The organism is Ramlibacter aurantiacus (assembly GCF_016722895.1).
GTDB classification, from domain to species: Bacteria; Pseudomonadota; Gammaproteobacteria; order Burkholderiales; family Burkholderiaceae_C; genus Ramlibacter; species Ramlibacter aurantiacus.
In genome coordinates this window covers 128697-142523 of the sequence record NZ_JAEQNA010000006.1, presented here as the reverse complement: position 1 = coordinate 142523, position 13827 = coordinate 128697, and the positions used below count along the sequence as shown (strand labels likewise).

General features: G+C 68.9%; 16 protein-coding genes. 8 read left to right on the top strand and 8 right to left on the bottom strand.

What is annotated here, in order from left to right; all coding sequences use genetic code 11:
- Positions 1–14: 14 nt before the first annotated feature.
- A complete protein-coding gene (locus tag JI739_RS16355) occupies positions 15–1631 on the bottom strand; it encodes an FAD-dependent monooxygenase (protein ID WP_236589788.1) in 1617 nt (538 codons plus the stop codon).
- Between the two features lie 203 nt (positions 1632–1834).
- Here JI739_RS16355 and JI739_RS16350 point away from each other — a divergent pair, with 203 nt between their 5' ends.
- The 5 genes from JI739_RS16350 (at position 1835) to JI739_RS16330 (ending at position 5466) form a co-directional block, all read left to right on the top strand.
- The gene (locus tag JI739_RS16350) at positions 1835–2755 is read left to right on the top strand and encodes a LysR substrate-binding domain-containing protein (RefSeq protein ID WP_201685002.1); all 921 of its coding nucleotides are present in this window, start codon (positions 1835–1837) and stop codon (positions 2753–2755) included.
- 131 nt (positions 2756–2886) lie between these two features.
- A complete protein-coding gene (locus JI739_RS16345; protein ID WP_201685001.1) occupies positions 2887–3726 on the top strand; it encodes a fumarylacetoacetate hydrolase family protein in 840 nt (279 codons plus the stop codon).
- A 29-nt stretch (positions 3727–3755) separates the two neighbouring features.
- Entirely contained in the window at positions 3756–4337 is a 582-nt protein-coding gene (locus JI739_RS16340; RefSeq protein WP_201685000.1) for a VOC family protein, read from the top strand.
- Complete coding sequence (locus JI739_RS16335) at positions 4334–5026, top strand: glutathione S-transferase family protein (RefSeq protein ID WP_201684999.1); 693 nt, start codon at positions 4334–4336, stop codon at positions 5024–5026. Before JI739_RS16340 ends, JI739_RS16335 begins: the two co-directional genes overlap by 4 nt.
- Positions 5023–5466: a nuclear transport factor 2 family protein gene (locus JI739_RS16330; protein WP_201684998.1), complete on the top strand. Its 444-nt coding sequence runs from the start codon at positions 5023–5025 to the stop codon at positions 5464–5466. The genes JI739_RS16335 and JI739_RS16330 overlap by 4 nt, the downstream gene beginning before the upstream one ends.
- Here JI739_RS16330 and JI739_RS16325 read toward each other — a convergent pair.
- Positions 5435–6055 carry a LysR substrate-binding domain-containing protein gene (locus JI739_RS16325; RefSeq protein WP_354003737.1) on the bottom strand — a complete coding sequence of 207 codons (621 nt, stop codon included), beginning with the start codon at positions 6053–6055 and terminating at the stop codon, positions 5435–5437. The genes JI739_RS16330 and JI739_RS16325 overlap by 32 nt on opposite strands.
- A 594-nt stretch (positions 6056–6649) precedes the next feature.
- Here JI739_RS16325 and JI739_RS16320 point away from each other — a divergent pair.
- A complete protein-coding gene (locus tag JI739_RS16320; RefSeq protein ID WP_201684996.1) occupies positions 6650–6913 on the top strand; it encodes a type 2 periplasmic-binding domain-containing protein in 264 nt (87 codons plus the stop codon).
- Here the strand turns inward: JI739_RS16320 and JI739_RS16315 are convergent.
- Complete coding sequence (locus tag JI739_RS16315) at positions 6900–7973, bottom strand: Rieske 2Fe-2S domain-containing protein (RefSeq protein WP_201684995.1); 1074 nt, start codon at positions 7971–7973, stop codon at positions 6900–6902. The genes JI739_RS16320 and JI739_RS16315 overlap by 14 nt on opposite strands.
- Before the next feature lie 157 nt (positions 7974–8130).
- On the opposite strand from JI739_RS16315, the gene JI739_RS16310 reads away from it, so the two are divergent.
- Together JI739_RS16310 and JI739_RS16305 are read left to right on the top strand one after the other, a co-directional pair.
- A complete protein-coding gene (locus tag JI739_RS16310) occupies positions 8131–9114 on the top strand; it encodes a Bug family tripartite tricarboxylate transporter substrate binding protein (protein ID WP_201684994.1) in 984 nt (327 codons plus the stop codon).
- Positions 9115–9237: 123 nt separating this feature from the next.
- Positions 9238–10233 (top strand): NAD(P)H-quinone oxidoreductase, encoded by a 996-nt coding sequence (locus tag JI739_RS16305; protein ID WP_236589786.1) that lies wholly within the window; start codon positions 9238–9240, stop codon positions 10231–10233.
- Positions 10234–10262: 29 nt separating this feature from the next.
- On the opposite strand, the gene JI739_RS16300 is transcribed toward JI739_RS16305, so the two are convergent.
- The 5 genes from JI739_RS16300 to JI739_RS16280 all read right to left on the bottom strand — a co-directional run bounded on the left by JI739_RS16300 (position 10263) and on the right by JI739_RS16280 (position 13822).
- Positions 10263–10481: a hypothetical protein gene (locus JI739_RS16300; RefSeq protein WP_201684993.1), complete on the bottom strand. Its 219-nt coding sequence runs from the start codon at positions 10479–10481 to the stop codon at positions 10263–10265.
- Positions 10482–10566: 85 nt separating this feature from the next.
- A complete protein-coding gene (locus JI739_RS16295; protein ID WP_236589784.1) occupies positions 10567–10734 on the bottom strand; it encodes a hypothetical protein in 168 nt (55 codons plus the stop codon).
- A gap of 120 nt (positions 10735–10854) precedes the next feature.
- Complete coding sequence (locus JI739_RS16290; RefSeq protein WP_201684991.1) at positions 10855–11685, bottom strand: alpha/beta fold hydrolase; 831 nt, start codon at positions 11683–11685, stop codon at positions 10855–10857.
- Positions 11682–13049 (bottom strand): metal-dependent hydrolase family protein, encoded by a 1368-nt coding sequence (locus JI739_RS16285; protein ID WP_201684990.1) that lies wholly within the window; start codon positions 13047–13049, stop codon positions 11682–11684. The genes JI739_RS16290 and JI739_RS16285 overlap by 4 nt, the downstream gene beginning before the upstream one ends.
- Positions 13046–13822 (bottom strand): ABC transporter permease, encoded by a 777-nt coding sequence (locus tag JI739_RS16280; protein ID WP_201684989.1) that lies wholly within the window; start codon positions 13820–13822, stop codon positions 13046–13048. The genes JI739_RS16285 and JI739_RS16280 overlap by 4 nt, the downstream gene beginning before the upstream one ends.
- Between the last annotated feature and the right edge of the window lie 5 nt (positions 13823–13827).

Here is a 13827-nt window from a genome sequence, read left to right as displayed (position 1 = left end):
CCTTGGTCGATGTGTCAGTCCGCGGTCCGGCCGGTCAGTTGCGCCAGCAGCGCCGCGCCGTCCGTGGGCCACGCGTCACCGCGCCAGGCCACGTGCTGGTCGGGACGGATGAGGGTGTAGCGGGTCGGGTAGAGGCTGGCAAGCCCGCCTTCCTGCGCCTGCAGCACTTCCAGCGGCACCTGGCAGGCCGCCGCATCGGCACGGATGGCCTCGACGTCGTCGCCCGGCCGTGCAACCAGCGTGAAGCCGGCCCCGAAATGGTCGTAGAACGAACTGCCGTCGTGCATCCAGGCATGCGGAGCCAGGTGACCCGGGCGCGAAGTGGGCACGTAGTTGACGAAGTCGGGCGGCGGCGCGGCGGTGCCATCGGCCGCGATGACCGGCGAGTTTTCATAGCGGTAGCCCAGCACCACGCCCAGCGTGACGAACTCGCGCATCTTGGCGGCTTCGATGCGCGCGCCCACCTCGCGTCGGATGCGGTCGCCCGCCTCGCCTTCTTCCTCCAGGCCCTCGGCGGTGAGCTGGTCGCCCAGGATCGCGTGGTTGGCCTCGGCCTCGGCCATCACCCACTCGTGCACCGGCCGGCGCTCGGCCTCGTAGCTGTCCAGCAGCACCGTCCCGCCCCAGCCTTGCAGCACCGCGGCGAGCTTCCAGCCCAGGTCCACGCCGTCGGCCACGCCCATGTTCATGCCGTAGCCGCCGAAGGGCGGATGCAGGTGGCAGGCGTCGCCGGCCAGGAACACCCGGCCCTTGCGGTAGCGGTCCGCGATCAGGCGGCTGGCCACCCACTCGTCGCTGCTGAGTACCTCGTAGGGCAGGTCGATGCCGGTGGCCTGGCGGATCATGGCGGGCGCATCGAGGTCGGCCAGCTTCACGTCGGCCTTGACCCGGGTGGGCATGAAGAACCAGGTGTCGCCCTTGTCCATGGGGCCGATCAGGCTGGGCGGTTCGCTGTTGAGCTGCCAGTACATGATGGCCGGCCCATGCGGGTGGGCGCGGTCCAGCCCCGGGGCGCGGAAGACGATGTTGTAGTTTTTCGAGAGGCCATACCTGCCTTCGAGGCGGGCACCGATCAACTCACGCACGGTGCTGCGCGCGCCGTCGGCGCCGACCAGGAAGTCGGCCTCGACGGTCGACTCGGTCTCCGTGGTCGTGTCGACGATGCGGGCGCGCACCCGCTGCTCGTCCTGCTCGAAGCCGCGCAGCTCGCAGTTGAAGCGCAGTTCGACCCCCGGCAGCGACTGCGCATGCTCGCGCAGCACCTCCTCCACCGTGTACTGCGGAATCCACTGCGCATGCTCCGAGTACAGCGGGCTGCGGCCCGGCCCGCAGTACAGCGCGTTCTCGAAGCGCGCCAGCTCACGGCCGGCCAGGCGGGTGACGAACAGCACGTTGGACGGGTACTGCGGCCCCAGCGGCGACGCGGCCTTCAGCCGGTCGGCGATGCCCCAGCGGCGCAGGTGCTCGCGGGTTCGCACGTTGGTGGTCTTGGCGCGCGGGGCGTAGCCGACCCGGTCGTTGCGCTCCACGACCAAACAGGGCACGCCGCGGTGGCCGAGCTCGATCGCCAGGGCCAGGCCGACCGGGCCGGCGCCGACGATCAGCACGCGAGGTGAACTTGTCTCATTCATGACGCAATCCTTCTGCGAAGGCGAGATTCGAGGTGCGCGCATGCTACGGAGCGCCACCACGGCGCAACAGATGGCAGGAATGCGCTGGCGATGCCGCCGTGGCATCACTGCCCAGCCTGCGCGCGCTTGCGGGATTGCCCCCGCGTCCGGCATCGCGGCGCCGGCGAAAATCGGCGCCACTGATACTGAAAACGGATCACGAGATGAAGCTCAACGCCTTGCGCGACTTCCTGGCCGTTGCCGAGCGCGGCAGTGTCCGCGCGGCGGCCCGGCAGTTGCGCTTGTCGCAACCGGCCATGACCCGCAGCATCCAGGAGCTGGAAAAGGAGCTCGGTGCGGAGTTGTTCGAGCGGCGCACGCGGGGCGTGGCGCTCACGCCCATGGGCGAGGTGTTCCTGCGGCGCGCCCAGGCGTTGCGCAGCGAAATGCGCCGGGCCCAGGACGAGATCGACCAGCTCAAGGGCAAGCTGCACGGCCACCTGCGCATCTGCCTGTCCAGCGGTGCCCACATGGCCTTGTTGCCGCAGGCGCTGCGGCCCTTCCGCCAGCGCTACCCCGACGTCACCCTGGAGATCATCGACGCGGTGCTGCCCCGGATCGAGCGCGAGCTGCTGGACGGCACGCTCGACCTGTACATCGGTCCCTCGTATGACGACGTGAGCACCGAACTGACCGTGGAAAAGCTCTTCGACAACCAGCGCGTGGTGCTGGCCCGCAAGGGCCATCCCCTGGCCGGCGCGACCTCGCTGGCCCAGCTGGTGGGCGCCGAATGGGTGACCACGTCGGTGACCCACCGCGCCGAGGACGAGCTGTCCCCGGTGTTCGAGCGGCTCGGCCTGCCCGCGCCACGCATGGTGGTGCAGGGCCACTCGGCCCTCACCTTCTTCCTGTCGGTGGCCTACTCGGACCTGCTCATGATGCTGCCGGTGCAGTGGCTGCAGTCGCCGCCGTTCAACTCGCTGCTGGTGCGGGTGCCGGTGCGCGAACCGCTGTGGGCGCCGCCGATCTGCATCGTTCGCCGGTCGGGGCTGCCCCTGACGCCCGCCGGTGAGTACTTCTGTGACATGACGCGGCGCGCGGCGGCGCACCAGGAGGCCTTGGCGGTCGCGGCATTGCGGGCCTGAGAGGTCGCCCTGATGCGCAGGTGCGATCGGTGCGCGATTTTCTGCATCTGGCGCGGGCGCCGGGCCGTGTCTACCATCCACGCCGCTGAGGTCGCGCGGCTGGTCGCGCGCCCGCTCTTGAAGGCTCGAACATGAAACTGCTCCGCCACGGCCCGATCGGCCAGGAAAGGCCCGGTGCCCTGGATGCCGACGGCCAGGTACGCGACCTGTCGCTGCTGGTCCCCGACTTCACCCCCGAGTGGCTCGCCCCCGACAAGCTGCGGGCGCTCACGGCCATCGACCTGCAGCGCATGCCGCTGGTCCCCCAAGGCAGCCGCCTGGGCACCCCCGTGGCCGGCACCCGGCAGTTCGTCTGCATCGGCCTGAACTACCGCAAGCACGCGCTCGAAGCCGGCATGGATATCCCCAAGGACCCGGTCGTCTTCACCAAGGCCATCACCTCGCTGGCCGGCCCCGACGATGACGTGCGGCTGCCCGAAGGATCGGAAGAGACCGACTGGGAAGTCGAGCTGGGCTTCGTGATCGGCACCCAGGCCCGGCACGTGCCGCGCGACCGCGCCCTGGCGCACGTGGCCGGCTACTGCCTGGCCAACGACGTGTCCGAGCGCAACTGGCAGGCCAGGCGCGGCGGCCAATGGGGCAAGGGCAAGAGCTTCGACGGCTTCGGCCCGGTGGGCCCGTGGCTGGTGACCGCCGACGAGGTGCCCGACCCGCAGAACATTCCGCTGGAACTGAAGGTGAATGACCAGGTTCGCCAGCGCAGCAACACCGCCGACATGATCTTCCCGGTGGCCGAAATCATCGCGCACCTGACCCAGTTCATGACGCTGCTGCCGGGCGACATCGTGATCACCGGCACGCCCGAAGGCGTGGGCCTGGGCATCAAGCCCACCCCCGTGTTCCTCAAGCGCGGCGACGTGATGACGCTCAGTGCCGGCCCGCTGGGCACCCAGCGGCAGAAGGTCGTCTGAACCGTTTCGAGACCCCGAGGAGACAAGCCATGACCACCGCCATCCGACCCAAGACCTTCGCGCATGTCGTCTACCGCACCTACCGCTTCCAGCAGATGCTGGACTGGTACACCAAGGTGTTCAACGGGAAGGTGCAGTACCAGAACCCGGTGATCGCGTTCGTGACCTACGACGACGAGCACCACCGCGTGGCGCTGCTCAACCTGGGCATCATCAAGGGCGAGTCCGACGAGCGCGCGCCCCGCGGCAAGCCGGGCATGGACCACGTGGCCTACGGCTACCGCAGCCTCACCGAGCTGATGGACAAATACGTCGAGCTCAAGGAAAAGGACGTGATGCCCTACTGGTGCATCCATCACGGCGTGACCATCTCGCTGTACTACGCCGACCCCGACGGCAACCAGATGGAGTTCCAGGCCGACTGCTTCGACACCGTGGAAGGCGCCAACGACTTCATGCACGGCCCGCACTTCGAGACCAACCCGATCGGGGTGGAGTTCGACCCCGAGGTCATGGGGGCCAAGCTGCGCGCCGGCGTGCCCGAGTCCGAGCTGCTGCCGCGGCGCGAGCAATTGCCCGTGTCCGACATCCGTGGTTCCCTGATGGCATGACGACGACGCGCGGCCCCACCCCCGAGCTGACGCTCCACCACTTCCCCGGCGCCTGCTCACAGGTCTGCGTGTTCGCCCTCGAGCACGCCGGCCTGCCCTACCAGCTGCGGCTGGTCGATCTCGCATCGGGCGAGCAGTCGCAGCCGGCCTACGGCGCCATCTCGCCGCTGGGCAAGGTGCCGGCGCTGATCGTCGACGGCGAGGTGCTCACCGAGAACGCCGCCATCCAGACCTACATCGCGGCCCTGCGCCCGCAGGCCGGGCTTTTCCCCGAGCCTCGGTCGCCGCTGGAGGCCGCCCGGCTGCAGGCCGGCCTGTCCTTCTGCGGCGGCGCGCTCCATCCGACGGTGCGCGGGCTGGCCAATCCGCAGCGCATCACCGACGGGGACCCCGAAGGCGTGCGGCGCAAGTCCGCGGAACTGGCCGCCAAGTCGTTCAAGGTGGCCGACCAGCGGCTGGCGAAGAGCGGATGGTGGCTGGACACCTTCTCGGTGGTCGACGTCTACCTGAACTGGGCGGTCTCGGTCGCCCGCAACGCGGGCTTCGACTTCAGCGGCTACGCCCGGCTCGAAGGGCTGCAGGCACGATTGTCCGAACTGCCCGCGTTCCGGCGCATGCTGGAGATCGAGGAACAGTCCCGGGCCACGCTCGCCCAGCAGCGCGCGGCCCGTGCGAAGGTGGCGCCATGAGCCAGCCCGATGCCTGGCTGGACGAGGCGGCCTGCACGCGCCTGTGCATCGACTTCTGCAACCACATCGACGCACGCCGATATAACGAATGGTTAGATCTCTTCACCGAGGACGGGGTGCTCGATCGCATGGGCACGCCCGTCACGGGCCGGGCCGGGCTCGCGGCTTTCCTGCAGGCGCGCCCCGCCATGGTGGAGACGCGCCACCTGTGCACCAACGTCCGCGTGGAACTCACCTCCGCCGATGAGGCCACCGGCTTCTGCTATGCCCTGTTCTTCCAGGGCACGAGCGACGGACCGGGCGGACCCGCCACCGCGACCGGCGCCCCCGGCGTGGTGGAGTACCACGACCGCTACCGGCGCACGCCGCAAGGCTGGCGCATCCAGGAGCGCCGGATCCGGATGGCGATCAGGCCCTGGCAGCAGGCACACACCTCCTGATGTCTTCCAACAGGCGCTGCACGGCCGCGGATGGCAGGTAGCCCGCGCGGACGGTGAGGCCGACCGCCCCTTCAGTAGACCTCGTGTCCACCGGCAGGCGCAGCAAGCGGCCTTCCCGCAGGTCGGCCTCCACGGCCCCTTCCGGCACGAACCAGACGGCATCGGTCTGCCGCACGTAGCTGCGCCCGAACGACGCGTCGATCGTCTCCACCACCCGTTCCGGCAGGCCGATGCCCGACCCCAGGAAAAAGCGGTCGGCCGACTCCCGGATGCGGGTGCCCGCATCCGGCAGCACCAGCCGCCACTGGTCCAATGACGCAGGCGAAACGCGCCCCTGGCGCGCGAGGGGATGCCCGTCGCGAACCACGAAGATCAGGCATTCGCTGTAAAGCGGCTCGAAGCTCAGGCCCTGCATGCCGGATGGATCGACCAGGCGGCCGATGACGAAATCGACCTGCTCCTGGCGCAGACCGGCGAGCAGGTGTGCATTTGCTGCCGGTGACCACGCGGACCTTCGCCATCGACTCGACCTCGGCAAAGATGCGCCGCGCCCGTGGCAACAGGCCGGCGGCCACGTTGGGCGGAGCACCGACCACGATGACCGGGGCGTCGGCCGCGCGCTCCCGCGCAATGCTGTCCAGCCCGTCCTTCAAGGTGCGCAGGCTGCTGCCCGCATAGCGCACCAGGCGCGGTCGGGGTCAGCTCGACCCCGCGCGTGGGCGATGAGGCTGCGCAGGTGGCGAAGCTTGATGCGGTCCATCGAGGGCATCCGTGACTATAACCAGAGGGAATAGTGGTCCGACAAAGTTTCAGTGGCGCAGACCCCGGACGGTCCTTAGATTCCCGGCTTCGCACGGGCCTGTCCCCTCCCCCCTCGACCTTCACGAGAAACCGAGCATGACGAACGCACGAGACGCCGCGGCCAAGCCCGAGGGCAAAGCCCAGCTCACGCAGGTCTACGTGCCGCCCCCGGTGCGACTGGTCGCGCTGGAAGAGCACTTCCTCTACGACGGGCTGCTGGCCACCTACGACGACACCGACCGCGCCCTGCTCTCGCCGGCACGCGTACCCGGCCTGGGCGAGATCGGCGACATGCGCATCGCCGAGATGGATCGCGCCGACATCGACGTGCAGGTGCTCTCGCGAGTACGGCGTACCACGCGTCCACCGCATCCATCGCGGCATGGCCCTGCTCGCGGAAAGTGCGCACGTCCGGGATCAGCGTGCTGCGCTGCTCGCCGGTCCCGCCAAGACCTCACCCGAGCTGGTGGCCCGGCTCAACCGGGATTTCGCGGAGGTGATGAACACCGACGAGGTGAAAACCGAGCTTGCACGGCAAGGGCTGCTGGTGCGCACCGGGACGCCGGAGCAACTCGACGCCTTGATCCGCAGCGACATCGCGCGCTGGCAGAAGGTCGTGGACACCGCCGGCATCAAGGCCGACTAGCCGCTTGCGCCCGCTGCTCCTGCGCGATCAGCTCGGCCAGCACGCGGCGCGCGCGCACCGCGGCCGCGTCCGTCGTGAGCAGCACCGGGTTCAGCGACATCAGCTCGGCGCCGGCCATGCGCGCCTGGCAGTCGCGAATCATGGGCTCGTCCTCCAGTCGGAACGCGGCGTCGATGCCGGCGCGGATCTTCTCGCTCAGGCCCTGGTCGTCCCGCTTGCAGTCGCGGGCGGCGGCCCAGAAGTAGTGCGTGCGGTGGGCGGTCTCGGGGGTGAGCAGGTGGGCGCTTGGCATGGACGGCCCATCGGAAACCGGCGCGCCGCATTCGGTGAAGCCCACGTCCAGCAGCAGGTGCGAAGGCGGATCCCAGCGCATGTGCGCGCGCCGGTCACCCACCTGCGATGGCGTGTCCCACATCATGCGGAACAGCGGCGTCAGCGGCTCGCCGGGCATGCTGTTGCGGGCCCAGACCGTGTGGCCCTCCTGCTTCATCTCGAAGATGTTGCGGGTGCTCGAATCCTTGTTGCCGATGAATTGGTGGATGAACTGCGCGTGGCTCAGGTCGAGCAGGTTGTCGGTGATCAGGTCGTAGCTGGCCGGAACGTTGAGGTAGCCCCGGACCACCGCATGGTGTTCATGGTCGGCCATGACGCTGAAATCAGGCAGCCGCGACGGGTCCGCCGCATGCGGCTCGCCCATCCAGATCCAGAGCATGTCGTGGCGCTCCAGCAGCGCAAAGGTCTGCACCCGCGCCGCCTTGGGAATGGGCCCATGCGGGTTGTGGACGCAGTCGCCCTGCGACCCGAAGCGCAGGCCGTGGTAGGGGCACTCGATGGCGCCCTCGACCAGCTTGCCCTTGGACAGCGGAGCGAACCGGTGCGGACAACGGTCGGCCAGGGCAACGGCTGCGCCGGCGGCGTCGCGATAGAACACGATGGGCTGGTCCAGGATGGTCCTGGCGATCGCGCCGCCGGCGATCTCGTCCTGCCACGCAGCGGCGTACCAGGCGTTCCGCGCCGAACCCCGCCTGGAGCGAGGCCCGCGCGAAAACGCCGGGATCATGGGCGACGAAGGGCCGGGTGCACAGCATCAACCCTGCCTGGCACTACAGTGATCGAAAAGCAGCATCGGCGACGGAAAACTGCGATCTTCCGGCGCTGCCACCCCCATGGCAGCATCGCGCCGGCTTCGCATTTCTGAATTCGAACTGGAGACAAGCATGTCCTCGAGCATCCCGCGCCGCGGCGCGATCCTGCTGGGGTTGTCGGCGCTCATCGCCGCACCCGCAGCCATGGCCCAGCAATACCCCACCAAGCCGGTCCGCGTGATCGTGCACTTCTCCGCCGGCAGCGGCCCCGACGTCGCCATGCGCATGGTCGGCGAGAAGCTCTCGCGGGCCTGGGGCCAGCCGGTCATCATCGACAACCGGCCGGGTGCCAGCGGCTGGATCGGCATGGAAGCGGCCAAGAAGGCACCGGCGGACGGCTACACGCTCATGCTCTCGACCAACGAGCAGTTCTCCATCCAGCCGCACGTGTTCCGCAAGCTGCCATTCGATTTCGACAAGGACTTCGAGCCGATCACGCCGGTCTACAGCACGCACTTCTTCATCACGGCCAGCGCGAATTCGCCGTGGAACAACCTGAACGACCTCATGGCCGCCGCGAAAGGCCGCTCCGGGCAACTCACCTACGGATCGTGGGGGACCGGCAGCCTGGGCCACCTGGCGGGCGCGCTGCTCGACCAGTCGGCCAGGACGGAGATGACGCACGTACCGTTCAAGGAACTGGGCCAGCTCTATAGCGGTGTCGCCAACGGCGACGTGTCGTGGGCACTCGGCAGCGCAGGCACCACCAGCGCGCTGCACCAGGCCAGGAAGCTGAAGTACCTGGCCATCGCCGCGCCGCAGCGGCTTGCGAACTACCCGGATGTGCCGACGGTCAGCGAGTCCGGCGGACCGCCGAACTTCGAGGCCCGTGCCGTCACGGGCCTGTTCGCGCCGCGCGGCGTGCCGACCGAGATCACGGACCGCATCACGCGCGACGTGGCCAAGGCACTCGAGGAGCCGGACGTGCGGCAGAAGCTGGGCGTGATGGGCTTCGTGCCGCTGCCTGGCAATGCCAGGACGCTGGCCGATGCGATCGCGGCGGATTCGCGGCGGTACCGCGACGTGAGCACGCGGGCCAACATCTTGCTCGACTGAACCGCACGCTTCGCCTGCGCGGACGCGATGCCGCGCTTGGCGAGGCCATCGTCACGCTGCCGATAATCGCCGCTTGCCGGCCATTTCTTGCGTCGGCACACCTTCCACACAAGGCAGTTGACGATGATGTCCCCGATCCCCTCGACGATGAACGCCGTGATCCCCACGGCAGGCGGCGGCCCCGAAGTGCTCGACCTCCGGCAGGTGAACGTTTCCACGCCGCAGGCCGGCGAGGTGCTGATCCGGGTTGCATTCGCCGGCATCAATCGCCACGACGTGGGCCAGCGCAAGCGGGGGCATCCGCCTGCGGGAGCCACGCCGATCCTGGGGCTGGAAGTGGCCGGCGAGGTGGTGGCCATCGGACCCGGCGTTGCACAAGACCTGCTGGGGCGCCGGGTCTGCGCGCTGGTCAATGGCGGCGGCTACGCCGACTACTGCCTGGCCGAGGCCGCCTTGTGCCTGGACGTGCCGGCCGGCATGCCGCTGGAGCACGCGGCAGCCGTGCCGGAAGGCCTGTTCACCTTCTGGTTCAACGTCGTCACCCTGGGCGGGTTGACGGCGGGCAAGTGGCTGCTCGTTCATGGCGGCAGCAGCGGCGTGGGCAGCCTGGGTATCCAGGTGGCCAAGTGGCTGGGCGCGCGGGTCATCACCACCTCGGGTACCGAGGAGAAGTGCCGGGCCTGCCTCGCGCTCGGCGCCGACCACGCGCTGAACTACAGGACGGCCGACTTCGAAGCCGAAGCCATGAAGTTCACGGACGGCCGTGGCGTGGACGTCATCCTCGACATGGTGGGCGGCCTGTACGCACAGAAGAACGTGGACACGCTCGCGATGGACGGCCATCTGGTCCATCTCACCCACGCCAACGGACCCGAGTTCAAGGTGGCGCTGTCGTCGATCATCCGCAAGCGCGCGGTCGTCACGGGTTCACTGATGCGCGGACTGGAGAGCGACAAGAAGCACGCGCTGGCGCGCGAACTGCGCGAGTCGGTATGGCCCGATGTCGCAGGCCGGATCAAGCCGCTGGTCCATTCGGTCTACCCGCTGGCCGAGGTGCGGGCCGCGCATGCGCTGATGGACAGCGGCGAGCAGAGCGGGAAGGTCCTGCTGCGGCCCTAGCCTCAGCCGGCGGCGCCGATCCCATGGCGCTAAGGACTCGACAGCGCGAGAACGCGGTCCCAGCCGGGCCAGATCGTGATGCCGATGGCCACCGCGATGGCGATGACGATGGCCGATCCCAGCCAGTTCAAGGGATGCCGCCAGGGCTCCAGCCCCGCGCGGACCTCCTGTTCCCAGGCCCAGGGCTCTTCGTGATCTTCGCGGGCGTCGCCGAGGTGGCCGTTCGGCTCGGTCGTGGGCTTGTTCATGGCCACTCCTTCGAAAGATCCGAGCATGCGCTCTTTCTCACGCGTTCGGTGAGCGCACGAACGCCGCCCGGCTCGCGCTGCCGGTCTATCGCCGCTTCTTGCCCGTGGTCTTGCGGGGCCCGCCCGTCCAGAACTCGAGCACCTGCCGGGTGGCCTCGGCCCGGGCGGCCGCCACCTGGCTGCGTCCAGCGCTCATCGCGTGCCCACTCGCGGTACCCGCGGCCCGGTTGGCAGCGGTGAGCCACATGCTCATGAAAGGGTTTTTCTTTAGCCAGGGATTGTTCACTTGCAGATCCGATCGGGCCGGAAGCCCAAAGAGACAGCATGGGGCAACAAGCCGCCTGCCCGCCTAGGCGCCGGCCGGGCCCTGGCGTCAGCGATGGGCCCGAAGAAACGGCAGCAGCGCCTGCTGGAAGTCCGTGGGTTGCTCGGCGTAGGGCGCGTGCCCGGCGTTCGCGATCTCGACCAGTTCGACGCCGGGCAACAGCGCCCGCGCCTCGCGGCCGACCGCCAGCGGGACCGCGCGATCGAGCGCACCCCACACCAGCAGCATGGGCAGCCGCTCACGCATCGCCGCGAGCCGCGGACCCACCACGTGCGTGTCCACCGCATCGGCGATGTAGTCGCCCAGCACCCGGAAGCTCTCGGCCGCACCCGGCGAGTTGTTGATGCGGTATTCCTCTTCCAGCATCTGGTCGTCGACCAGTCCCGGCTGCGCGAAGACGAAGTTCATCTTGGCGGCGATCTTCTCGCGCGAGGTCTCGCGAACGTTGGCGCGGATGTTCGCTCCGGCGGCCGCGCCGATGGGCACCAGGCCGAGACTGCCGACCAGCACCAGTGACTTGCACAGGCGCGGGTGATCGAGCGCCACGTGCGCGGCGACGTGGCCACCCAGCGAGGTGCCGACCAGGTGCAATTCGGACCACCCCATCGCGCGGCAGACGTCGGCCACGAAGGCCGCGAGCGCGGGCACGGTGGCGGGGATGTGGGCGCCCTTGCCGGCGAATCCATGTCCCGGGAAGTCGACCGCGAAGGCATTGAAGCCGTGCTCGGCCAGGCTGGGCAAGGTCGTGCGCCAGCGATCGGCGCGCGCACCCAGGCCGTGCAGGCACAGCACGACCGGACCGTCGGCGCGGGCCTGCAGCACACGGGTCTGCAGCGCGCCGCTGCCGATGGGGTACTGGATCACGCAGGGGGTGGTCACGGCTTCACCTCGCCTGAGCGGGTTTCCCGGTTGTAGTGGAAGGTTCCGGGCAGGAAGGTCCTGTGCTTCTCGTACGGCCACACGCGACGCGGCGGGATCGGCGTGGTGGTGTCGACGATGCGCCCGCCCTTCATCACGGTGGCGATGCGCTGCGGATCCTGCAGGGTGCGGATGTCCTGCAGGGGATCGCCGCTCACCAGCAGCACGTCGGCAAGATAGTTCTCCTGCAGCCGGCCGATGCGCCCGCTCCAGCGGGGCAGGCAGCGGCTGGCAGCGTCGGTGGCCGCGTGGATGGCCTGCAGCGGCGTGAGGCCCAGCAGCTTGACGAAGATCTCCAGTTCCTTGGCATGCCACTGCCCGTACGGCACGAGCGACCAGCCGCTTTCGGACCCGCAGACCAGGGGCACGCCAGCCCGGTACGCGCGGCCGAGGTTTTCGGCGGCCGCGTCCATCTCGGCCTTGAACACATCGATGATGGACGCGCCAGCGGATTCGCCCGCCGAGTCGACGATGTTGGCCAACAGGGTCAGCGTGGGCGTGATGCCGATCCTGTTCTTCAGGCACAGCTCGATGCCTTCGTCGTCGATGTACGAGGCATGCATGATCCAGTCGAAGCCGGCGCGGGCCGCATGCAGCACCGATTCGCGAGAGCGCGCATGCACGGTGCACTTGCGCTGCAGCCGGTGGGTTTCCTGCGCGATCAGCTGGAACTCCTCGGCCGTGAAGGCCGCGCTGTCCAGCGGCTCGTCGGTGATGGCGGAATCGCTGGAGCCCGAGACCTTGATCACGTCCACGCCGTCCTTCACCTGCAGGCGGATCGCCTCGACGATTTCGTCGCGGCTTCGCACCAACACGCCCGCCTGGCCGGGCGGGAACTGCATCGAGCTGGGGAACGAATCCTCCAGCCCCTGGTGCGTGGTCAGCTGCCGCCCCGCGACCGCAAGCCGGGGACCCTCGAACATGCCGGCTTCGATGGCGTCGCGCACGCTGGCCGCCACGTTGTAGGTGGTGGCGGCGTCGAAGGCGCTGGTGACGCCGGCGCGCAGCACCTTGCGGGCGTTCCACACGGCGCGAATGGCCCGATATTCCACCGGGGTGTAGAGCGCCAGTTCCTCTTCGGAGCGCGCCTCGCCGAACGAGATGTGGATGTGCCCGTCGATCAGGCCCGGCATCACCGTGTGCCCGGGGCCACCCAGCACACGAATGCCGGGTGAGCGATAGGCGTCGGGCAGGCGGGCGGCATCACCCACCCAGGCGATGCGCTCGCCGCTCACGACGACCGCGCCGTCGGCAATCGGGCTGCCGAGCGTGCCGTCCAGCACCTGTCCGCGCAGGACCGTGGTGTCGCCTGTGGTGTTTGTCATCGTGGAGCCACCTTGGAAACGAAATACCAGGGCATCACCAGCCGTTCGGCCAGGCTCACCAGCAGGAACATCGACATGGCCATGAAAGCCAGGTAGAAGATGGCCGCGAACACCAGCGTGGTCTGGAAGCCGGCGATGGCCGAGATCATCAGTGGCCCGAGCCCTTCATGGGCGCCGACCCATTCGCCCACGATGGCGCCGATGGCGCTGATCGATGCGGCGTTCTTCAGCCCCGCGAACACGAAGGGCATCGAAGCCGGTACGTACACCTTGGTGTAGATCTGCCTGCGCGAGGCGCCGAACGCGTCCATGAGCTGCACGGTCTCGCGATCCACCGAGGCCAGCCCCGCGACGGTGTTGACCGCGACCGGGAAGAAGGTGATCAGCGCCACCACGATCACCTTGGGCGTCATGCCGAAGCCGAACCAGATGATCAGGATGGGGGCGATGGCGATCACCGGGATGGCCTGCGAGCCGATCACGATGGGCAGCAGGCCGCTGCGAAGCAGCTGCGAGAAATGGATGGCGGTGCCGGCCCACAAGCCCACGCTTGCGCCGAAGGCGAAGCCGACCAGCATCTCCTGCAGCGTGACCCACGACGCGGGCAGCAGCACGTCGGTGCGCTGCCAGATCGCCCCCACGATGTCGTGGAAGGCCGGCACGATGTAGGCCGGCTGCCTGGTGATGATGACGAACAGCTCCCACAGCGCGATCAGCCCGAGGATGGTCACGACGCTGGGAAGCGCCTGGCGCAGCCGGTGGTTCATTCGCATGGCTC

Bases quoted from the DNA above. Each gene is read 5' to 3' on its own strand.
- JI739_RS16310 (WP_201684994.1), top strand. From the start codon at position 8,131: ATGTCCTCGAGCATCCCGCGCCGCGGCGCGATCCTGCTGGGGTTGTCG.
- JI739_RS16295 (WP_236589784.1), bottom strand. From the start codon at position 10,734: ATGAGCATGTGGCTCACCGCTGCCAACCGGGCCGCGGGTACCGCGAGT.
- JI739_RS16350 (WP_201685002.1), top strand. From the start codon at position 1,835: ATGAAGCTCAACGCCTTGCGCGACTTCCTGGCCGTTGCCGAGCGCGGC.
- JI739_RS16355 (WP_236589788.1), bottom strand. From the start codon at position 1,631: ATGAATGAGACAAGTTCACCTCGCGTGCTGATCGTCGGCGCCGGCCCG.
- JI739_RS16285 (WP_201684990.1), bottom strand. From the start codon at position 13,049: ATGACAAACACCACAGGCGACACCACGGTCCTGCGCGGACAGGTGCTG.
- JI739_RS16320 (WP_201684996.1), top strand. From the start codon at position 6,650: ATGGCCCTGCTCGCGGAAAGTGCGCACGTCCGGGATCAGCGTGCTGCG.
- JI739_RS16300 (WP_201684993.1), bottom strand. From the start codon at position 10,481: ATGAACAAGCCCACGACCGAGCCGAACGGCCACCTCGGCGACGCCCGC.
- JI739_RS16280 (WP_201684989.1), bottom strand. From the start codon at position 13,822: ATGCGAATGAACCACCGGCTGCGCCAGGCGCTTCCCAGCGTCGTGACC.
- JI739_RS16305 (WP_236589786.1), top strand. From the start codon at position 9,238: ATGATGTCCCCGATCCCCTCGACGATGAACGCCGTGATCCCCACGGCA.
- JI739_RS16315 (WP_201684995.1), bottom strand. From the start codon at position 7,973: ATGATCCCGGCGTTTTCGCGCGGGCCTCGCTCCAGGCGGGGTTCGGCG.
- JI739_RS16335 (WP_201684999.1), top strand. From the start codon at position 4,334: ATGACGACGACGCGCGGCCCCACCCCCGAGCTGACGCTCCACCACTTC.
- JI739_RS16340 (WP_201685000.1), top strand. From the start codon at position 3,756: ATGACCACCGCCATCCGACCCAAGACCTTCGCGCATGTCGTCTACCGC.
- JI739_RS16345 (WP_201685001.1), top strand. From the start codon at position 2,887: ATGAAACTGCTCCGCCACGGCCCGATCGGCCAGGAAAGGCCCGGTGCC.
- JI739_RS16330 (WP_201684998.1), top strand. From the start codon at position 5,023: ATGAGCCAGCCCGATGCCTGGCTGGACGAGGCGGCCTGCACGCGCCTG.